Annotated in this window: 17 protein-coding genes; 7 read left to right on the top strand and 10 right to left on the bottom strand. The window is 67.6% G+C overall.

The genetic code is table 11. From position 1 onward, the window contains the following. Positions 1-2 precede the first annotated feature (2 nt). Positions 3-1,310: a sensor histidine kinase gene (locus ASG64_RS04195; protein WP_056070277.1), complete on the bottom strand. Its 1,308-nt coding sequence runs from the start codon at positions 1,308-1,310 to the stop codon at positions 3-5. Next, positions 1,307-2,032: a response regulator transcription factor gene (locus ASG64_RS04190; RefSeq protein ID WP_042575898.1), complete on the bottom strand. Its 726-nt coding sequence runs from the start codon at positions 2,030-2,032 to the stop codon at positions 1,307-1,309. Before ASG64_RS04190 ends, ASG64_RS04195 begins: the two co-directional genes overlap by 4 nt. Positions 2,033-2,151: 119 nt before the next feature. On the opposite strand from ASG64_RS04190, the gene ASG64_RS04185 reads away from it, so the two are divergent. The 3 genes from ASG64_RS04185 (at position 2,152) to ASG64_RS04175 (ending at position 6,786) form a co-directional block, all read left to right on the top strand. Then, positions 2,152-4,329, top strand: coding sequence for a glutamine synthetase III family protein (locus ASG64_RS04185; protein ID WP_042575909.1), 2,178 nt, complete (start codon positions 2,152-2,154; stop codon positions 4,327-4,329). 121 nt (positions 4,330-4,450) lie between these two features. Further along, positions 4,451-5,392, top strand: a complete 942-nt coding sequence (locus ASG64_RS04180; protein ID WP_156388250.1) for an esterase/lipase family protein — start codon at positions 4,451-4,453, stop codon at positions 5,390-5,392. 38 nt (positions 5,393-5,430) lie between these two features. Continuing rightward, positions 5,431-6,786, top strand: coding sequence for a cryptochrome/photolyase family protein (locus ASG64_RS04175; RefSeq protein ID WP_056070272.1), 1,356 nt, complete (start codon positions 5,431-5,433; stop codon positions 6,784-6,786). On the opposite strand, the gene ASG64_RS04170 is transcribed toward ASG64_RS04175, so the two are convergent. Then, a complete protein-coding gene (locus ASG64_RS04170; RefSeq protein ID WP_056070270.1) occupies positions 6,776-8,659 on the bottom strand; it encodes a propionyl-CoA synthetase in 1,884 nt (627 codons plus the stop codon). The genes ASG64_RS04175 and ASG64_RS04170 overlap by 11 nt on opposite strands. A gap of 42 nt (positions 8,660-8,701) precedes the next feature. Here ASG64_RS04170 and ASG64_RS04165 point away from each other — a divergent pair, with 42 nt between their 5' ends. Further along, complete coding sequence (locus tag ASG64_RS04165) at positions 8,702-9,382, top strand: GOLPH3/VPS74 family protein (protein ID WP_056070267.1); 681 nt, start codon at positions 8,702-8,704, stop codon at positions 9,380-9,382. A 142-nt stretch (positions 9,383-9,524) separates the two neighbouring features. Continuing rightward, complete coding sequence (locus ASG64_RS04160; RefSeq protein ID WP_056070264.1) at positions 9,525-10,055, top strand: CGNR zinc finger domain-containing protein; 531 nt, start codon at positions 9,525-9,527, stop codon at positions 10,053-10,055. Here the strand turns inward: ASG64_RS04160 and ASG64_RS04155 are convergent. From ASG64_RS04155 to ASG64_RS04125, 7 genes are all read right to left on the bottom strand, one after another. After that, on the bottom strand, positions 10,036-11,520 hold the full coding sequence (locus ASG64_RS04155) for a carboxyl transferase domain-containing protein (RefSeq protein WP_056070261.1): 1,485 nt from the start codon (positions 11,518-11,520) through the stop codon (positions 10,036-10,038). The genes ASG64_RS04160 and ASG64_RS04155 overlap by 20 nt on opposite strands. Positions 11,521-11,540: 20 nt before the next feature. Continuing rightward, the gene (locus tag ASG64_RS04150) at positions 11,541-12,761 is read right to left on the bottom strand and encodes an ABC transporter permease (protein WP_056070257.1); all 1,221 of its coding nucleotides are present in this window, start codon (positions 12,759-12,761) and stop codon (positions 11,541-11,543) included. Beyond that, complete coding sequence (locus tag ASG64_RS04145; RefSeq protein ID WP_056070254.1) at positions 12,758-13,654, bottom strand: ABC transporter ATP-binding protein; 897 nt, start codon at positions 13,652-13,654, stop codon at positions 12,758-12,760. The genes ASG64_RS04150 and ASG64_RS04145 overlap by 4 nt, the downstream gene beginning before the upstream one ends. After that, the gene (locus ASG64_RS04140; protein WP_056070252.1) at positions 13,651-14,211 is read right to left on the bottom strand and encodes a hypothetical protein; all 561 of its coding nucleotides are present in this window, start codon (positions 14,209-14,211) and stop codon (positions 13,651-13,653) included. Before ASG64_RS04140 ends, ASG64_RS04145 begins: the two co-directional genes overlap by 4 nt. Then, positions 14,208-14,480 carry a helix-turn-helix transcriptional regulator gene (locus tag ASG64_RS04135; RefSeq protein WP_056070249.1) on the bottom strand — a complete coding sequence of 91 codons (273 nt, stop codon included), beginning with the start codon at positions 14,478-14,480 and terminating at the stop codon, positions 14,208-14,210. Before ASG64_RS04135 ends, ASG64_RS04140 begins: the two co-directional genes overlap by 4 nt. A 142-nt stretch (positions 14,481-14,622) precedes the next feature. After that, positions 14,623-16,257: an ABC-F family ATP-binding cassette domain-containing protein gene (locus ASG64_RS04130; protein WP_056070247.1), complete on the bottom strand. Its 1,635-nt coding sequence runs from the start codon at positions 16,255-16,257 to the stop codon at positions 14,623-14,625. Beyond that, complete coding sequence (locus tag ASG64_RS04125) at positions 16,254-17,330, bottom strand: NAD(P)-binding domain-containing protein (protein ID WP_235579480.1); 1,077 nt, start codon at positions 17,328-17,330, stop codon at positions 16,254-16,256. The genes ASG64_RS04130 and ASG64_RS04125 overlap by 4 nt, the downstream gene beginning before the upstream one ends. 93 nt (positions 17,331-17,423) lie before the next feature. Here ASG64_RS04125 and ASG64_RS04120 point away from each other — a divergent pair, with 93 nt between their 5' ends. After that, entirely contained in the window at positions 17,424-18,158 is a 735-nt protein-coding gene (locus tag ASG64_RS04120; protein WP_056070241.1) for an enoyl-CoA hydratase, read from the top strand. Positions 18,159-18,307: 149 nt separating this feature from the next. After that, complete coding sequence (locus tag ASG64_RS04115; protein WP_056070238.1) at positions 18,308-19,990, top strand: purine-cytosine permease family protein; 1,683 nt, start codon at positions 18,308-18,310, stop codon at positions 19,988-19,990. Positions 19,991-20,030 lie beyond the last annotated feature (40 nt).

Here is a 20,030-nt window from a genome sequence, read left to right as displayed (position 1 = left end):
GGTCAGCGCACCTCCAGCACCAACCTCGCGCCGCCCAGCGGGCTCGATTCCAAGCGCACGGCTCCCCCGTGCAGATGAGCCTGCTGGGCGACCAGCGCCAGTCCCAGACCGGACCCGCCCGCCGCGGCGCGTGTTCCCCGTTCGAATCGTCCGAACACGCGCTCCCGCTCGTCCTCGGGCACGCCGGTTCCGTTGTCGTCCACGATGATTCGACTGCTGCCGTCCTGCATCCGTTCGATCGTGATGACGACCGACGTCGCCTCGCCGTGACGGACAGCGTTGAGTACGGCGTTGTCGAGTGCCAGACGCAGCCCCGTCGGGTGGCCCAGTGCCGTGACCGGGCCGGTCGCCTCCACGCGCACGTGCAGGGACGGCATAGTCCGCTCCGCATCCCTGGCCACCAGGTCGGCGACCTCCACCACGTCGATGCTCACGCGATCTGCTGCCGATGTCAGCTCACCCGTCGCCAACCGTTCGAGCGCCGCTAACGTCGACTCCACCCGGCCCTGCGTCCGATGGAGATCGCCCAGGATTTCGCGACGCTGCTCGTCGGACAGGTCGAGGGTGCGCAGCACCTCGATGTCCGTGCGCATCGCCGTCAGGGGCGTCCGCAGTTCGTGCGCCGACACCGCTGCGAAATCGCGGGCGGTCTCGAGCGCGCTCTCAGTTCGTTCCTGAGCGTCGGAGACGCGTTGGAGCATGTCGCCCACGGCGGCGGCCAACGCATCCGCTTCGCGCACCCCGGTGGACTTGCGCGGCGGCGTCGGCGGGTCCTTCGCGACGTCGCGGGTGAGCCGCATCAACGGCCGGACGGCACGGCCGCCGAAGATCCACCCCAGCACCGTCGAGGCGCTGACGGCCAGCGCCCCGGCCTGCAACACCTGTCGTTGCTGGTCGTCGGTGATGTCCTGCGCCTCCGAGAGCGGCACCCCGATGGAGACCTCGGCGTCCTGCCGATCGGGAACCACGGCTGTGTACACGCGGAACGGGGTTCCGTCGACATCGGCGGTCGACGAGCCCAGGGTCAGGTCCGGAAGTTCAGGTTGCGTACTCGCGCGCACGGTGTCGGCCTGGCGGATCGTGATGGCGAACGCCTCCGACCGACTGAGGCTGCCCAGGAAGACCTCGAACGTCTGCGCGCGCGGAACCACGACGTCGGAGGCGGTCTGTAGTCGACGATCGAGCTGCATGATGTTGTTCCGGGAGATCGCCGCGGCAACGTACCAGCCCACCAGCGACACGATGACGATCGCGCCCAGCGCGGTGGCGGCCGCGACACGCGCTCGCAGCGAGAACGGGCGCCGCGTCACGCAGATGTCCGCACGACGAATCCGACACCCCGCACGGTGTGCAGGATGCGTGGGGCGCCACCGACTTCCATCTTCCTACGCAGATAGCCGACGAAGACGTCCACGACGTTGGTGTCGGCGACGAAGTCGTACCCCCACACCAGTTCGAGGAGACGCTCGCGGCTGAGCACCACACCCGAGTTGCGCGCCAGCACCGCGAGCAGTTCGAACTCGCGCTTGGTCAGGTCGAGTGGACGCCCGTTCATCGCGGCCCGGTGTCCGGGCTCGTCGACGCTCAGCGGTCCGACGACCATGGCGGGTACAGACGCCGACGCGACCGAGCCGGGTCCGCCTCGTCGGCGCAGCATCGCCTTGATGCGCGCGACCAGTTCCGCGAGGACGAACGGCTTGGTCAGGTAGTCGTCGGCACCGGATTCGAGGCCGGCGATGCGGTCGTCCACCGAGCTGCGGGCGCTCAGGACGCAGACGGGAATGTCGTTGCCGCGCGCCCGGAGCGCGGTCACCACTCCGTTGCCGTCGAGTACGGGCATGTTCATGTCGAGCACCACCACGTCGGGGTCGTGGGTGCCGACGAGGTCGAGTGCCGAGGCCCCGTCCCGCGCGGTGATGACGGTGAATCCCGACAGGCGCAGTCCGCGCTCGATGGAGCCCAGAACATCCACGTCGTCGTCGACCACGAGCACTGTCGCGGGCCGGTCGGAGTCGGTCGTGGGTTCGGTCATGGGTCGATTGTGCCGAACCGGGCGCAGAAACGACCGCGCCGGTCACATCTGCGCAACATTCCCGGAATCAACGGTCTCTAGTGTTCGCGAAGCTGTCCCGAACCGGAAGAGGTACCACCATGAGCGCGAACACCGTTCGTCTGCAGGCCTTGCGCGCCGTCGAGGCCTACCAGCCTCCGGCCGTGAGTTTCACCGACTCCGAGACGCCGGGCCAGGTGTTCGGGGAGAACGTCTTCAACCGGGTCGTCATGCAGAAGCGACTGCCGAAGTCGGTCTACAAGTCGGTGGTCAAGACCATCGAGCACGGTGCTCCGCTGGACCCGATGGTGGCGGACGCGGTGGCGTCGGCGATGAAGGACTGGGCGATCGAGAAGGGTGCGACGCACTACGCGCACGTCTTCTACCCGCTCACCGGCCTCACCGCCGAGAAGCACGACAGCTTCCTCGAGCCGGTGTCCGACGGGTCCGCGATGGCGGAGTTCGCCGGCAAGACGCTGATCCAGGGCGAGCCCGACGCGTCCAGCTTTCCCAACGGCGGCCTGCGCAACACGTTCGAGGCTCGCGGGTACACCGGCTGGGACGTGACCAGTCCGGCGTACGTGCTCGAGAACCCCAACGGCAACACTCTCTGCATCCCGACGGTCTTCGTGTCGATGACGGGTGAGGCGCTCGATCACAAGACGGGCCTGTTGCGCTCGCAGCAGGCGATGGGCGGCCATGCGGAGCGCATCCTGACGCTGTTCGGTCACACCAGCCCGGAGCACGTGGTGTCCTTCTGTGGCCCGGAGCAGGAGTACTTCCTGGTCGACCGCCACTTCTTCCTGGCGCGCCCCGACCTGCTGAACGCGGGCCGGACGTTGTTCGGCGCGAAGCCGCCCAAGGGGCAGGAATTCGACGACCACTACTTCGGTGCCATTCCCGAGCGTGTTCTCGGATTCATGATGGACACCGAGCGTGAGCTGTTCAAGCTGGGTATCCCCGCCAAGACCCGTCACAACGAGGTCGCGCCCGGCCAGTTCGAGATCGCGCCGATGTTCGAACGCGGCAACATCGCAGCCGACCATCAGCAGTTGTTGATGACGACGTTCAAGACCATCGCCAAGAAGCACGGCATGGAGATCCTGTTCCACGAGAAGCCTTTCGACGGGGTCAACGGCTCGGGTAAGCACGTCAACTTCTCCCTGGGCAACTCCGAACTCGGCAGCCTGCTCGTACCCGGAGACACCCCGCACGACAACGCCCAGTTCCTGGTGTTCTGCGCCGCCGTGATCCGCGCCGTGCACAAGTACGCGGGCCTGCTGCGCGCCTCGGTCGCGTCGGCGACGAACGACCACCGCCTCGGTGCCAACGAGGCTCCGCCCGCGATCATCTCGATCTTCCTGGGCGACCAGTTGGCCGACGTCTTCGACCAGATCGCCAAGGGTGCGGCGACGTCGTCGAAGGGCAAGGGCACCATGATGATCGGGGCGGACACGCTCCCCGTTCTGCCGACGGACCCGGGCGACCGCAACCGCACCAGCCCGTTCGCGTTCACGGGCAACAGGTTCGAGTTCCGCGCACCGGGATCCATGCAGACGGTCAACGAGCCGATGGTCGTCATCAACACGATCATGGCCGAGTCGCTGGACTACATGGCCACCGAACTGGAGACGGCTGTCGCGGACGGCGTCGACTTCGACACCGCGGTGCAGAACCTGTTGACGCAGATCATCACCGATCACGGCGCCGTGGTGTTCAACGGCGACGGATACTCCGAGAACTGGCCGATCGAGGCCGAGGCTCGTGGACTGGCGAACCTGCGCACCACTCTCGACGCCCTGCCGGAGCTCATCACCGACGAGGCTCTCGCGCTGTTCGGCAAGTACAACGTCTTCAACTCGCGGGAGATGCACAGCCGCTATGAGATCGGGCTCGAGCAGTACGCGTTGACCATCGGAGTCGAGGCACGGTTGACCCTAGAGATGGGGACCACCATCGTGCTTCCCGCAGCGGTCCGCTACCAGACCGAGGTGGCCCAGAACCTGGCCGCGTTGAAGGCGGTCGGGGTCGAGATCGACATGGCGCCGCTCGATGCCGTGTCCGAACCCCTCGCTGCTCTCCGCGCGGGGTTGGCGACGCTGAAGGCAGCGCTCGCGGCCGACACCGGTCACGACGCTCTCGGTGAGGCGACGCACGCGAAGGAAGCCCTGCTCCCCGCGATGGCGGCAGTGCGTGCGGCCGCGGACACACTCGAGGAGGTCGTGGCCGACGACCTGTGGCCGCTGCCGACGTACCAGGAGATGTTGTTCGTCCTGTGACTCGGGGTTCGCGCTGGTGACTTCCCCTCGAGCCGTCTCGGATGTCCGATTTCGGGACGGCTCGGTCTCCGGCAGGCGGTAGCTTTCCGCCTCGGGGGTGATCGATGTGTCGTACAGCGCGATGTCGATGTTCACAGTGCCGATGCGCATCGGGCTGGTGGTGACGGCTGTTGCCGCGACCGTGGTGGTCAGTGCGGTATCCGCCGTCGCTGCGCCGGCGGAGTCCGGTGTGGGGTCGACGTACCGGTGCACGGGCGATGTCGCCGGAGCGGCCGAGGATCCGGTGGTCCTGGTGCACGGAACCTGGACGACCAGCGCCGAGGACTTCGGCGCCGTTCTCGAACCGTGGCTCACGCAGACCGGTCGGCCGTTCTGCACGGTGGAACTTCCGAGTCGCGCGACGGTGGACGTCCAGATCAGTACGCAGTACGTGATCGACGCCGTGCTGCGCACCGCGGATGCCCGCGGCGGCCCGGTCGACCTGGTCGGACACAGTCAGGGTGGGACGCTCGCGGCGTGGGCGGTCAAGTCCGACCCGGATGTCGCTGCCGTCGTCGACGATGTGGTGGGCCTCGCCCCCGTCGGAGCCGGACAGGACACCGACGCCGTCTGCGGTGCGCTCGGTGGGTGCGCCGCGCCCATCTGGCAGTTCTCCACGGGCTCGGACTTCATGACTGCCCTCGTCGAGACGCCGTTCCCGGCCGGGTCGTCGGTGACCACCGTCGCGACCGCCTTCGACGAGCTGGTGCGGCCGGCTCCCGCCGCCAACGCGATGGACGGTGCTGCCAACCTGGTGATCCAGGATGTCTGCCCGGGAAAGTACGTGTCCCACGTGCTGCTGCCGTCCGATGCCACCGCGATCGCGATGCTGGCCGACGCGCTCGATCACGACGGTCCGGCGGATCGTTCCCGCATCGGTACGCAGAGCTGCCTGCAGCTCACCCCTCCCGGCACCGATCCGCTGGGACCGCTGAAGACGGCCCCGTCCGCTCTCGCCGGTCTGGTGCAGGCGCAGGTGCAGACCCGACTGCTTCCCGGCGAACCGCCCTTCCTCGGCCCCTGACGTTCGGCCGAGCGGCGGAACGGGTACGAACATCAACCATGAGTGAGAATGCACCGTCCGTCCTGTGGTTCCGGCGCGACCTCCGACTCGGCGATCATCCGGCCCTGGCGCACGCGGCCGAGGACGGACGGGACGTGCTGGCACTGTTCGTCCTGGACCAGCACCTGCTGGGGCCGTCCGGACCGGCGCGGCGCGATGTGCTGTTCCGCTCGCTCACCGCGCTGAACGAGCAGCTGGGCGGCCGGTTGTTGGTCGTCGAGGGAGACCCGGTCACCGCGGTGCCGGCCGTCGCGAAGGCGGTCGGGGCCGATGCCGTCCACGTCAGCGAGGACTTCGGACCGTACGGTCGCCGGCGTGACGACGCGGTGGCGGAGTCGGTGGACCTGGTCCGCACCGGTTCCCCGTACGCGGTGTCACCGGGACGGATCCGCAAGGACGACGGCGAGGGTTTCAAGGTCTTCACCCCGTTCTATCGCCGGTGGCAGGAGCACGGGTGGCGTGGCCCTGCCGACACGTCCGCGAAGACGGCCACATGGATCGATCCGGACAGCCTCTCGGGCGGCCCTGCGCGGACCGACATCCCGGAGGAGAGCACGCACGCGGACGTCGACGCGGGGGAGAAGGCGGCCCTGGCCTCGTGGGCAGACTTCCGCGACGACCGCGCCGCCGGGTACGACGACGAGCGCAACCGTCCCGACAAGGACAGCACCAGCCGCATGTCGGTGCATCTGAAGTACGGCACCATCCATCCCCGGACGATGCTCGCCGACCTCGCGTCTCTGAAGAACGACGGATCGGAGGCGTACCGACGCGAACTGTGCTTCCGAGACTTCTACGGAGACATCCTCTTCCGCCGCCCGGACAGCGCCCGCGAGAACTACGACAAGCGATTCGATGCCATCGAACTCGACTCCGGCAAGCACGCGGACGAGCTGTTCCAGGCATGGTGCGACGGCAGGACGGGCTTTCCCATCGTCGACGCCGGCATGCGACAACTGGTGTCCGAGAACTGGATGCACAATCGGGTGCGCATGATCGTCGCGTCGTTTCTGGTCAAGGATCTGCACCTGCCGTGGTGGCGTGGAGCGCGTTTCTTCCTGCATCACCTGATGGACGGTGACATCGCCAGCAATCAGCACGGGTGGCAGTGGACCGCCGGCACGGGAACCGACGCGTCGCCGTACTTCCGCGTCTTCAACCCCACCACGCAGGGAGAGAAGTTCGACCCGAACGGTGACTACGTGCGTCGGTGGGTCCCCGAACTACGCGGCATCGACGGCAAGGCGGTGCACATGCTGAAGGACGGTCGGCCCGAGGACTACCCCGAGCCGATCGTCGACCACAAGCACGAGCGGGAGGAAGCGTTGCGTCGCTTCGCCGCGCTCAAGTCCTGAAGACGGCCGCGAGCGCGTCGAGCACCGATGCGTCCTCGATGGTCGACGGAACCACCACCTCGGTTCCGTCGGCCATCTGCCGCATCGTCTTTCGCAGGATCTTGCCCGAGCGGGTCTTCGGCAGCGCCTGCACCACGGTGACGTCGCGGAAGGTCGCGACGGCGCCGATGTCGGCGCGCACCGCGGCGACGAGTTCCGCCCGCAGCGTGTCCTCGTCGATGGACACCCCGGACTTCAGCACCACGTACGCGCTCGGTCGCTGACCCTTCGTCTCGTCGTGGATGCCGATGACGGCACATTCCGCGACGGCCGGGTGCGACGCGACCACGGCTTCGATACTGCCCGTGGACAATCGGTGCCCGGCGACGTTGATGACGTCGTCCGTGCGGCCCAGCACGTAGACGTATCCATCGGCGTCGACGTATCCGGAGTCGCCCGTCAGGTAGTGCCCGTCGAAGGCATCGAGGTAGGACTTCACGAATCGCTCGTCGTCGTTCCACAGACCCGTGAGAGTGCCCGGGGGGAGCGGTAGTTCGAGCACGATGTTGCCCTCCGTGTTCTCGGGCACTGCCGCACCGGTTGCGTCGAGGACGCCGACGCGGAATCCGGGAACGGGGACGGTGGGTGAGCCGGATTTGATCGGCATCGCTTCCAGACCTCGAAGGTTCGCGCAGATGGCCCACCCGGTCTCCGTCTGCCACCAGTGATCCACGACCGGCTTGCCCAGGATCCTGGACGCCCACGCGAAGGTGTCGGGGTCGAGACGCTCCCCGGCGACGAACAGGGTCTCGAGCGACGACACGTCGTACTCGTCCAGCAGCGCCGCGTCGGGGTCGACCTTGCGGATGGCGCGCAGCGCCGTCGGCGCCGTGAACAGCGCTCGGACGCCGTGGTCGGCGATCACGCGCCAGAACGCGCCGGCATCGGGCGTTCCCACCGGCTTGCCTTCGTACAGAACGGTTGTCGCGCCGGCGAACAGGGGGCCGTACACGATGTAGCTGTGGCCGACCACCCACCCGACGTCCGACGCCGTCCACATGACCTGGCCGGGACCGACGTCGTAGATGTTGCGCATCGACCACGTCAGGGCCACGGCATGGCCGCCGTTGTCGCGCACCACGCCCTTCGGCTTTCCGGTGGTACCCGACGTGTAGAGGATGTACAGCGGATCGGTGGCCGCGACGGTGACCGGGTCGGCAGGTTCCGCCGTCTCCATTTCGCGGTCCCAGTCGAGCCAGGTCGCCGGTGTCTCGATCGAGACCTCCGGCCTGGTCCTGACGATCACGGCGCGCGGCGTCGCCGTCGACATTTCGAGGGCCGCCGCGACAGGGGTCACGTAGTCGACGGTGCGACCGGGTTCCAGGCCACCCGTCGCCGTGACGACGACGACCGGGTCCGCGTCGTCGATACGTGCGGCCAGTTCCTTCGCCGCGAAACCGCCGAACACGACGGAGTGGACGGCGCCGAGGCGTGCACACGCGAGCATCGCGACGACGGCTTCGGGGATCATGGGCATGTAGAGGACGACGCGGTCGCCCGTGCGGACACCGTGGGCGGCGAGCACCCCGGCGAATCGCGACACGGTGGCCAACAGTTCGGCGTAGGTGAAGGACACCCGCGCTCCCGTCATCGCCGAGTCGTGGATGAGCGCCACTCGGTCGCCCGCGCCTGCGGCGACATGCCGGTCCAGCGCATTCACACAGGTGTTCAGGGTGCCGCCCGGAAACCAGCGGTAGAACGGTGGCGTCGTGGAGTCGAGGGCCCGTGTCGGGGCGCTCTCCCAGTCGACCGCGCGCGCGGCGTCCAGCCAGAAGGTCTCGGGATCGGTCGCGGCGGCGTCGTACGCCCTGCGGTAGGCACCGGATTCGCTCATGACCCGACTGTAATATTCGTCCGCGTTCCGTAAGGTCGAGTCATGACCCTGATTGCCGAGGATCTGCTCCTTCTCCTTCTGGACGACGGATCGGGGAAGCCGGTCGTCGACAGCACCAAACTGCCGCGTGTCCTCGCCGGCGCCGTGGTGCTCGAGCTGGCGATGGACGGCACGGTCTTCGTCGCCGGCGACAACGAGTCCACGAAGAAGGGCCGCCTCGCCGTCACGCCCGGTCGCATTCCGTCGGATCAGCTCCTCGCCCGTGCGGTCGACACCATCGAGACGGCGAAGCGGCCGATGACGCCCAAGTCCGCCGTGGAGAAGCTGCACAAGGGCATTCGCGAGCAGGTCGTGGCCAGGGTGATCGATCAGGGGTTCGTCGGCGAGGAGCGCGGGCGGGTTCTCGGGCTCTTCCCGACGACGTCGTGGCCGGCGCGCGATTCCTCGCACGAGGATCGGGTACGCGCCACGTTGTCGTCGGTGCTGGTCGACGGACTCGACCCCGACGCGCGCACCTGCGCACTGGTCGCCCTGCTGTCGGCGATCGATGCCACGCACAAGGTGTTGCCCGATGCCGACAAACGCTCGATCAGAAACCGCGCCAAGGACATCGCGCAGGGGGACTGGGCCGGTGAGGCTGTCCGGAAGGCGGTGCAGGACGTCTACACGGCGGTCACCGTGGCCGTGATGGTGCCGGTGATGGCCAGTACGTCCGGCAGCTGAGCGTCGCGCGTGACCCAGTGCTCTCCGCAGTGGCACCGGAGATAGATCACCGTGCCTTCGCTCGTCGGGTGTCGGGACGCGACGGTCCATCGGTGCAGGCACAGGAGTTCGCTCATGTCGTCGAGTCTGCTGTAATGGTCTTATGCATCTCAACCCTTACGGAGAATACGCCGTCCGGCTGGCCGTCGACATCGTCAACGATCCGCCGACGGACGCCGTGGAGTTCGAGCAGCGTTGCCTCGACGCGGGCATGTCGGACGACACCGTCGCGATGCACACGGACCTCGCGCGCGCCGCGGCGTTCTTCGACGAATGGCTGACGGTGATCGACGCGCCGACACACGATCAGCGTGCACTCGCGCTCAACGCGCTGCTGGCGCAGACGTCCGCGTATCCGAGGTTGACCAACCACGCCGACGACGGCTGGCACCTGCACTACCGCGATCCCGAACTGCCCCTCGCCGACGTCGTGCGAGCACTGGTCAGCGTCGGAACCGCACTCCACCTCGTCGGGCGTGGAATGCACCGACTGGGCCGCTGCGATGCCGCGGACTGCGATCGGGTGTACGCGGACTTCTCGCGAACGGGAAAGCAGAGATATTGCGGCACAGCATGTTCGAATCGGGACGCGGTACGTCGGCATCGAGCGAAGGCTACCGCCCCAAGTTCCTGAACCGGCGCAGGCGCTGCGCCTGCCGCGCAGCCGGGTCCATCGCCGTCACGGCATCCATCTCCCGCGTGATCGCCCGGCCGAGGCGATCCATGAACGTCGACGGCTCGTCCGCAGCGTCCGGGTCCTCCGCCACGATCGTGTCGACGATGCCGGACCCGCGGAGGTCGACGGGCCTGATGCCCTGAGCCTCGGCCATCGCCGGGGCGTGCGCGGTATCGCGGTAGACGATGGCACTGGCGCCCTCGGGAGGAAGCGGCGCCAGCCAGGCATGCTGCGCGGCGACGACGCGATCCGCGGGCAGCAACGCCAGTGCGCCGCCCCCGGTGCCCTGGCCCAGCAGAACCGACACCGTCGGCGTGCGAAGGGTGATCAGCGTCGAGATGCACCGCGCGATTCCCGGGGCGAGGCCGTGCTCCTCGGCCTCTCGGGACAGCGACGCCCCGAGGGTGTCGATGACGAGGATCGCCGGCAGGCCCAGTTCCTCCGCCAGTCGCATGCCGCGCAACGCTTCCCGCAGTGCGCCGGGGCCCATGGTGTTCTCGGGCGTCTGCCCGGTGCGGTCCTGCCCGAACACCACGCACGGTCGTCCTCGGAACCGGGCGAGGGACAGCGTGACCGTCGAGTCGAAGTCGCCGCGGCCGGTACCGCTCAACGGAATGTGATGAGAGGTGTTCGCCGCGAGCAGCTCTCGCACGCCGGGTCTCTCGGGTCGGCGACTCAGCAACACCGAGTGCCATGCCGAGACCGCGCTCCCGGCGGCGTCCTGCGGCTCGGGTCCGCTGTCCTGCGGCTCGGCCGGATCCCGGAGGACGACCAGTGCCCGCTCCATCACGTCCCGCACGTCGTCGGGCGCGACGACGGCGTCGATGACACCGCAGCGGAAGAGGTTCTCCGCGGACTGCACGCCCTCGGGGAAGTCATCGCCGTACAACGCCTGATAGACGCGGGGTCCGAGAAAGCCGATCAGGGCGCCGGGCTCGGCGAGCGTGATGTGGCCGAGCGACCCCCAGGACGCGAACACCCCACCCGTCGTCGGGTGACGGAGGTACACGAGGTACGGCAGCGACGCGTTCTTGTGCAGCGTCACCGCGGCGGCAATCGTGACCATCTGTACGAAGGCGGTGGTGCCTTCCTGCATCCGGGTGCCGCCCGAGGTGGGCGAGGCGATCAGCGGCAGCTCCTCCGCCGTGGCGCGCTCCACTGCGAGCGTGATCCGCTCCGCGGCAGCGACTCCGATGGAGCCGGCGAGGAACGCGAACTCGCAGACGACGACCGCGACGCGCCGACCGGCGACCGTGCCCTCGCCCGTCAGTACCGCCTCGTCCACTCCGCTGCGGGTCCGTGCCCGCTTGAGGTCGGCGAGGTAGCGCTCGTCCGCCGCGACGACGAGCGGTGCTCGATCCCACGAGAGGAAACTCTCGGGATCGAGCACCGCGTCGAGGAACTGCTGCGCCGAGGTCGTCATGCGCTCAGTATGGCGTGCGATCAGGCGCGGCCCAGTGCCTCCTTCCAGGACACGGTGCGGCCGATGCGCAGGATGGAGCGCTGGTAGATCTTGGCGGCCAGGACGGCGAGGATCAGCGTGGCCGCGATCATCAGGACGATCGTCCCCACGACCTGGACGGGGCTCGCCACTCCGGCGGCGATGCGCAGCGGCATCAGGATCGCGGAGAACGGCGGGATCCAGGACAGCACGGTGGGAAGCGTCGCGCCGGGGTCGTCGATGGAGGAGAACGCCGCGAAGAACATCGCCAGGATCACGATCAGCAACGGCATCGTCGTGGAGTTCACGTCCTCCTGACGCGACACCATGGACCCACCTGCCGCGTACAGCACGGCGAAGAACGCGAAGCCCAGGACGAACCATCCGATGGTGGACACGAAGACACTCACCGCGGTACCGGTGACCGTCAGTGTGCCGGTTGCGGTTCCGGCGATCAGGCCGGCTGCGCCGTAGGCGGTCAACTGCAGCAGACCGACGACGCCGATACCGAGCACCTTGCCCCACAGCAACTGCAGCGGCCGGACGGTCGAGAGCAGGAGCTCGACGACGCGGGACGACTTCTCCTCCACGACGCCCATCGCGACGTACATGCCGAACGTGATGATCTGCGCGTACAGCAGGATCACCGCGATGAAGCTCAAGGCGAGCCGCTGACCCTGTGCGGGATCGGGCGGATCGATCGCCTCGACCGTCACAGCAGCGTTCGCGGTGGCGGTGGCGACTGCCTGCGGGTCGACGCCCAGGCCGGTGAGGGTGTCGTTCTGCGCCTTCGCGGAGACAGCGGTGTCGATGACGGCCTTCAGCGTGCCGTCCACGGAATCCCCGGTGATCGCCGTGTAGGCGCCGTCGTTGCCCGGGACCAGCGCGACATCGACGTCGCCGTCGGTCACCTGGGTACGGGCGTCGTCGGCCGTGTCGATCTGCCGAATTTCCACGGGCTCGCCGAGCTGGTCGCCGACGGCGGTCAGTGTCTGCGACAACGCTTGGTCGCCCACCAGACCCAGCGGCGTGCGGTCCTCCGAATCGTCTCCGCCGGAGAACAGTGAGAACGCGACGATGCCGCCGATGATGACGAGCAGCACGATGGCGTTGGAGATCAGGAAACTCTTCTTGCGTACCTGGACGTCGAATTCGCGCCGGGCCACCAACGTGATGGCGCGTCGCGCCGACAGGGGCGGTCGGGTGTTCGAGTGCTCGGTCATGCGACGACCTCCCGGTACAGATCGGTCAGAGACGGAGTGGTGCGGGCGAACTCGTGCACAGGCCCGGTGGCCAGCGCGGCGGCGAGTACGGCCTGGTCGTCGACACTAGGGTCGAGAGTGAGCGTGGTGCGACCGTCGGTGTGGGACAGTGTGGTGACCCCCGCAACGGTGTCGGCCCACCCTGCGGGCGCGGCCGGTGCGTGCACCTCGAGGGTGGAGCCCGAGCTCCCTCGCAGTTCGTCGACGTTGCCGACGGCCTTCATCCGGCCGGCACCGATGATGCCGACGCGGTCGCACAGTCGCTGCACCAGGTCGAGTTGGTGGCTCGAGAACAGCACGGGAACGCCGGTGCGCGCCTTCTCGAGCAGCACCTCGCTCATCGTGTCGACCGCCACGGGGTCGAGACCCGAGAAGGGTTCGTCGAGGACCAGGACGGCGGGATCGTGAATCAGGGCTGCCGCCAACTGGACTCGCTGTTGGTTTCCCAGTGACAGTGAATCGACGGTGTCGTTCACCCGGCCGTCGATACCCAACCGTTCGGTCCACCGGGCGACAGCGGCGGAGGCGTCGGAACTCGAGAGTCCGTGCAGTTCCGCGAGATACTTCAGCTGAGCGCCGACCTTCATCTTCGGATAGAGACCGCGCTCCTCCGGCATGTAGCCGATGGTGCGGCGGACGTTCAGATCGATGGGCTGCCCGTTGAGGCGAGCCTCCCCGGAATCGGCCGCGAGGACCCCGAGCGTGATGCGCATCGTCGTGGTCTTGCCGGCTCCGTTGCTGCCGACGAAGCCGAACACCTCACCGGGATTCACGGTGAAGCCGACGCCGTCCAGGGCGACGGTGTCCCCGTATCTCTTGTGCAGGTCGTCGATCTCGAGAGTCGAGCCGCTCATGCTGATCCTTCCTGATGGAGTGCGGGAGAGGGGAATTCGTCCGGTTCGTCGACCGGCGCAGTCCAGGCGAGAACGATGCCGGGAGAGCAGATCCCGATAAGTAGACCACTCAGTATGATGAAGCCGCCACCGAGTGCGAGGCGGGGATCGTCGGTGAACGACGTGGCCCACACGAGGGCAACCGTCGGAACCGTCACGGCGCCCTGGGTGATCGCGAACCCGATGGAGCGAGCACTGTTGCGCCGTTCTAGATCCCACTCGTCGAGCGCGTCGGCGGGAGCGTCGCTACGGCGGCCGGTGACGATCTGCATCGTCGTCCACGACACGCTCATGAGGATCGCGCCGGGAAGCCAGGTGAGCGGCGCCCACTCGGGCCCGACGAGGATGAACACCGACGACGCCGTAAGAGCGATCAGCGAAGCGACGAGAACCCACACCAGGAGTCGGCGGCGTGAGCGCGTGCGCCATGTGGGGAGGTAGTGGGCGTAGCGCGCCTCGTTCTTCAGGTATCGGCGGGTGCGGAACGCCTGATAGCGCTCCAGGATCGTGTCGCTCATGATCGCCCCTCCCGGGAGAACAGTTCTGCGGACAGTGGGCCGAGTTCGGTACGCGAGAACACTGCCTCGACCGGGAGCCCGAACACCTCGCAGATGCGCATAGCGAGATCCAGGCTGGGGTAGTGGTCTCCGCGTTCGAGGGCGCCGACCGTCTGTGGATTGACGTTCACCTGCTCGGCGAGCTGCGCACGCGTCATCCGGCGCTCGGCGCGCAGCACGCCGATGCGGTTGTGAATAGGGAGCTGCTCCCCACGTTTGACCGGACTCATGCATCAGAGTGTTGTAAAAACCCAACGATCTGTCAACACCGCAGGCACACCCTTCCCGCGAGTACGCCTGAATCGTCGTGAATCCCGGGGATACAGCGACGCTATGGACGTACTCGCGGTGGGTTTGGGCCGAGGCCGGCTGTCAGTCCTGGTGCAGCAGGCCTGACTCGACGGTCCACTGCCGTGTGCCGCGGACCGAGTCGAGCATCCGTCGGTCGTGCGTGACCAGCAGCAACGTGCCCTCGTAGGACTCCAGGGCCGATTCCAGCTGTTCGATGGCCGGGACGTCGAGGTGGTTGGTGGGCTCGTCGAGAACCAGCAGGTTCACTCCTCGCGCCTGCAGCAACGCCAGACCGGCGCGGGTGCGCTCGCCGGGGGACAGCGACGCCGACGGCCGTAGGGCGGACTGGCCCCGTAGGCCGAACTTCGCGAGGAGTGTGCGGACCTCGGCGTCGGGCCAGTCCGGAACCGACGCGGCCAGGGCGTCCGCCACCGAATCCGTCCCGTCGAACGCCGATCGTGCCTGGTCCATCTCGCCGATCTCGACGCCCGAACCCAGGTTCACCGATCCGCTCGTCGGGGTGATGCGGCCCAGCAGCAGGTGGAGCAACGTGGTCTTGCCGGAGCCGTTGGCGCCGGTGACGATGATGCGGTCACCCGCGTCGATCTGCGCCGTCACCGGTCCGAGTCGGAACGATTCACGCTCGACCACAGCGTTATTCAGCGAGACGACGACGCTGCCGCTCCGCGGCGCCGCCGCGATCTCCATGCGCAGTTCCCATTCCTTGCGCGGCTCTTCGACGACGTCGAGTCGCTCGATGCGTCGCTGGGTCTGTCGTGCCTTCGCGGCCTGCTTCTCCGTCGATTCGGCGCGGACCTTCCGGCTCGCCTTGTCGTTGTCCTTGCTCTTGCGTCGAGCGTTCCGCACCCCGTGCTCGAGCCAGTTCCGCTGCATGCGAGCGCGATCCTCGAGCCCGGACTTGGTGTCGGCATACTGCTCGAACTCTTCCCGTGCGTGACGACGCGCCACGTCGCGCTCGACCAGATAGGCCTCGTAGCCGCCGTCGTAGACCGCGATCTGCTGCTGCGCGAGATCCAGCTCGACGATCCCGGTGACGGTGCGGGCCAGGAACTCTCGGTCGTGGCTGACGATCATCACGGCGCACTGCGTCGTGGACACGAAGTTCTCGAGTTGCTCCAGACCGGCCAGGTCCAGGTCGTTGGTGGGCTCGTCGAGCAGCAGGACGTCGTAGCGCGCCAGCAGGATTCCGGCGAGGGACGCTCGTGCCGCCTGCCCACCGGACAGCGCCGCCATCTCGGTGTCGAGTGCCGTCTCGAGGCCCAGCCCTGCGAGCACCGACTCGGCGCGCTCCGGGAGGTCCGCGCCGCCCAGTGCCAACCACTTCTCGAGCGCGGGAGTGTAGAGGTCCTCGGCGTCGGCGTCTCCGAGCGATTCCGCCGCGGTGTTCATGGCATCTTCGGCCGCGCGAACGCCGGTGCGCCGCTGCAGGAACTGCTCGACCGTCTCACCGGGTATGCGCGAAACTTCCTGGGCCAGATAGCCCACCGTCGCATCGGACGGTGTCAGAGTCACCGTTCCGTCGTGTTCGGCCGTACCTTCTCCGGCCACGATCGCGAGCAGTGTCGACTTGCCCGCGCCGTTGGCACCGACGAGCCCCACGACGTCGCCGGGCCCGACGGTGAGGTCGAGTCCGTCGAACAGTGTGCGCTCCCCGCGATAGGCGGACAGTTCGTCGATACGGACTACTGCACTCACGACCGACCCAGCTCCCGAAGTAGTTCTCGTACGGCCGTTCGCCCGGCACGGTTGGCGCCGATGGTGCTGGCGGACGGACCGTAACCGATGAGGTGCACGGTGGGTCGGGCGGCCACCTGCGTCGCCGACGCACCGGTCATCGTGATCCCGCCGCCGGCTCCTCGAAGCCGCAGCGGGGCGAGATGATCGAGTGCGCTCCGAAAACCGGTGGCCCACAGGATGACGTCGGCGTCGACGGTGCTGCCGTCGTCCCACCGAACGCCGTCGGGCACTACCTCGGAGAACATGGGGAATCGGTCCAGGGCGCCGCGCTCGCGTGCTTCCCGCAGGCTCGGCGTCAGGATCAGCCCGGTCACCGACACCACCGAACCGGGCGGCAGACCCTGCCGCACCCGGTCCTCGACCTGTGCGACGGCGGCGCGACCGACTTCCGGTGTGAACTCGCGGTCGAGCCACACCGGTTCCCGACGCGTCACCCAGGTCGTCGTCGTCACGCGGGAGATCTCGTCGAGCAGCTGGACGGCGGAGATGCCGCCCCCGACGACCACGACGTGCTTGCCGCGGAACTCGTCGGCATCGACGTAGTCCTTGGTGTGCAGCTGGCGTCCCCGGAACGTCGACATCCCGCGGTAGTTCGGAACGAACGGGTGCTCCCAGGTGCCGGTGCAGTTGATCAACCCGCGGGCGTGGACGTCGCCCTGCTCGGCCTCGACCCGGTATCTCTCGTCGCGGTCGCAGACGACGGACACTCGTCCGGGTCGGCGCACCGGTAGCTCGAAGTGCTTCTCGTAGCGGGCGTAATACTCGGGAACGGCCGTCGACGCCGGGACGTGCGCCGGGTCGACATCGGGGTCCAGGGTGTCGGCGAAGGCCATGCCCGGGAGGTCGTGCACGCCGTTGACCGTTTCCAGAGTCAACGACGGCCACCGGAACTGCCACGCACCTCCGGGGGCCGGTGCGCCGTCGAGCACCACGTAGTCGTCCCACGCCGTCAGACCGGCTCGCTGCAGGAAATAGGACGCGGACAGGCCGGCCTGCCCGGCACCGATCACTGCGACGTCGACGTGTTGCACCCGTCCAGTACACCAGGCAGGGGTACGCACCCGGTAAATTCGCATCGGGGGGTCTCACGGAACACTTCGTTCGACGCAGAGAGAAGACACAACGTGACCATCGGTCTCACCAGGAACGGCGCGGTTCTCACCGTGGAACTGCAGCGACCGGAGCGCCGCAACGCTCTGAACACGGCTCTGTGCACGGAGGTGCGCGAGGCGGTGGAGGGCGCCGAGGCGGACGGGGTGCGCGTCGTCGTGATCACCGGCGAGGGGACGAGTTTCTGTGCCGGCGCCGACCTGTCGGGCGAGAGTATCGCCGAGGAGTTCCCGGACGCGTTGCTGTCGATGAACCGCGCGCTGCAGACGGTTTCGATCCCCGTGATCGCCGCGGTGAACGGTCCGGCCGTCGGCGCGGGAACGCAGCTGGCCATCGCCGCCGATCTCCGGGTCGTCGATTCCGGTGCGTTCTTCGCCATTCCGTCGACACGACTCGCCATCGCCGTGGACAGCTGGACGGTCAAGCGGTTGGCGTCGCTCGCCGGAGGTGGCCCGGCCCGCACCGTGCTGATGGGCGCCGAGCAGATCGGCGCCGAGCAGGCCTTCACGTGCGGATTGGCCAACAAGCTGGGTGACCTCGACACCGCGCTGGCGTGGGCCGAGGAGATCGCGCAGCTGGCGCCGTTGTCTCTGCGGCACCTCAAGCTCGTGTTCAACGACGACGGGACGAGGTCGGAGCCCGATGCAGCCCAGAACGAGGCGTTCGCGGCCGCGTGGGCGAGCAACGACGCGGTCGAGGCTCGTCGTGCGCGCAGCGAGAAGCGGCCCCCGGTCTTCCTCGGGGAGTAGCGCAACCGGACAATTCGGGCGACGGCTATCGCCTCGGGGTCTACGTAACGCACTGGACATCAAGCTCGTACGAATCGGCAACACGTCGTTCCTACGGTCATCTCGCATCGCGCCGCACGGCGTGTGACGACGACCGGAGGCACGAACATATGACCGCTCTCGGAGATGTACCCCCCGATTCGACGCTCACGCCGGGTGCGGCCAAGGAGAACGCTGCGCTGAAGGAGACGCTCGAGGACTACACGCTCCGGTTCGCACCGCGGAGCTACCGCAAGTGGGGAACGGGTGTCGTCGCGACGTCCGCCCTCGGCGGCATCGCCTACCTCGCGGACTTCGCCATCGGCGCCAACATCGGCATCTCGTACGGAACCGGCAACGCGCTGTGGGGCATCCTCGTGTTCGCCGTGGTCATCTTCCTGACCGGTCTTCCGCTGGCGTACTACGCGGCGCGCTACAACATCGACCTCGACCTCATCACGCGCGGAAGCGGATTCGGCTACTACGGCTCGGTGGTCACCAACGTCATCTTCGCGACGTTCACGTTCATCTTCTTCGCGCTCGAAGGGTCGATCATGGCCCAGGGACTCGAACTGGGCCTGAACATCCCGCTCCCGATCGGCTACGCGGTCTCGACGCTGATGGTGATCCCGCTGGTCATCTACGGCATGAAGGCGCTGGCCAAACTGCAGGTCTGGACGACGCCGCTGTGGCTGATCCTGATGGTGCTGCCGTTCGTGTACCTCGTGGTCAGCAATCCGGATTCCGTCGGCCAGTTCATGGCCTTCGGCGGCGCCGACGGTGACGCGGGCAAGGGCGTGAACCTCGGATCCGTCATGTTGGCGGCCGGTGTCTGCCTCTCGCTCATCGCGCAGATCGCCGAGCAGATCGACTACCTGCGTTTCATGCCGCCGAAGACGCCCGAAAACTCGCGTCGCTGGTGGACCGCCGTTCTTCTCGCCGGTCCGGGCTGGGTCATCTTCGGTGCCCTCAAGCAGATCGTCGGCCTGTTCCTCGCCGTCTACCTCATCGCGAACGTCGTCGACGGGTCCAGCATCGCGAACGAACCGGTGCACCAGTTCCTCGAGATCTACGAGAACTTCATGCCCGGATGGCTCGCCATGACGCTCGCCGTCATCCTGGTCGTCATCAGCCAGATCAAGATCAACGTGACCAACGCGTACTCGGGCTCGCTCGCCTGGACCAACTCCTACACCCGCGTCACCAAAAGCTACCCGGGCCGCATGATCTTCGTGCTGTTCAACCTCGCGATCGCGTTGATCCTGATGGAAGCCAACATGTTCGACTTCCTGAACAGCATTCTGGGCTTCTACGCCAACTGCGGTATCGCCTGGATCGCCGTCGTGGCGTCCGACATCGTCTTCAACAAGTACATCCTGAAGCTCTCACCCAAGGTCCCCGAGTTCCGACGCGGAATGCTCTACGCGGTCAACCCGGTCGGCTTCGGATCGATGGCAGTCTCCGCCATCCTGTCGATCCTCGTCTTCTTCGGCGCCTTCGGGCCGGCGATCAAGCCGTACTCGCCGATCGTGGCCCTGGTGCTGGCCATCGTCCTCCCGCCCGTCCTGGCCGTCGCTACCAAGGGCAAGTACTACCTGCGCCGCACCGACGACGGCATCGACCTGCCGATGTTCGACGAGTACGGCAACCCGTCCGACGCCACGCTGATGTGCTCCGTGTCGGGCATGGAGTTCGAGCGCCCCGACATGATCGCGTCGGCGAAGAAGGGTCCCGACGGGGAGACTCTCTACATCTCGTCCCTGTCGCTGAGCACGGACAAGACGGGGGAGCACATCCTGCCCGAACAGAAGTGAGCCATTACTTGTGAAACAGGTACACAGCAACCGTGGACTA

It is taken from the genome of Rhodococcus sp. Leaf247, from assembly GCF_001426185.1.
GTDB lineage: Bacteria > Actinomycetota > Actinomycetes > Mycobacteriales > Mycobacteriaceae > Rhodococcoides.
Note: the sequence above shows the minus strand (reverse complement) of the source record. Positions and strands in the feature narration are given on the sequence as shown.

What these genes read in the sequence shown, in the direction of transcription:
- ASG64_RS04115 (WP_056070238.1), top strand. Translation starts at nt 18,308, where the DNA reads ATGACCGCTCTCGGAGATGTACCCCCCGATTCGACGCTCACGCCGGGT.
- ASG64_RS04165 (WP_056070267.1), top strand. Translation starts at nt 8,702, where the DNA reads ATGACCCTGATTGCCGAGGATCTGCTCCTTCTCCTTCTGGACGACGGA.
- ASG64_RS04175 (WP_056070272.1), top strand. Translation starts at nt 5,431, where the DNA reads ATGAGTGAGAATGCACCGTCCGTCCTGTGGTTCCGGCGCGACCTCCGA.
- ASG64_RS04145 (WP_056070254.1), bottom strand. Translation starts at nt 13,654, where the DNA reads ATGAGCGGCTCGACTCTCGAGATCGACGACCTGCACAAGAGATACGGG.
- ASG64_RS04185 (WP_042575909.1), top strand. Translation starts at nt 2,152, where the DNA reads ATGAGCGCGAACACCGTTCGTCTGCAGGCCTTGCGCGCCGTCGAGGCC.
- ASG64_RS04190 (WP_042575898.1), bottom strand. Translation starts at nt 2,032, where the DNA reads ATGACCGAACCCACGACCGACTCCGACCGGCCCGCGACAGTGCTCGTG.
- ASG64_RS04170 (WP_056070270.1), bottom strand. Translation starts at nt 8,659, where the DNA reads ATGAGCGAATCCGGTGCCTACCGCAGGGCGTACGACGCCGCCGCGACC.
- ASG64_RS04150 (WP_056070257.1), bottom strand. Translation starts at nt 12,761, where the DNA reads ATGACCGAGCACTCGAACACCCGACCGCCCCTGTCGGCGCGACGCGCC.
- ASG64_RS04140 (WP_056070252.1), bottom strand. Translation starts at nt 14,211, where the DNA reads ATGAGCGACACGATCCTGGAGCGCTATCAGGCGTTCCGCACCCGCCGA.
- ASG64_RS04180 (WP_156388250.1), top strand. Translation starts at nt 4,451, where the DNA reads ATGTCGATGTTCACAGTGCCGATGCGCATCGGGCTGGTGGTGACGGCT.
- ASG64_RS04135 (WP_056070249.1), bottom strand. Translation starts at nt 14,480, where the DNA reads ATGAGTCCGGTCAAACGTGGGGAGCAGCTCCCTATTCACAACCGCATC.
- ASG64_RS04155 (WP_056070261.1), bottom strand. Translation starts at nt 11,520, where the DNA reads ATGACGACCTCGGCGCAGCAGTTCCTCGACGCGGTGCTCGATCCCGAG.
- ASG64_RS04160 (WP_056070264.1), top strand. Translation starts at nt 9,525, where the DNA reads ATGCATCTCAACCCTTACGGAGAATACGCCGTCCGGCTGGCCGTCGAC.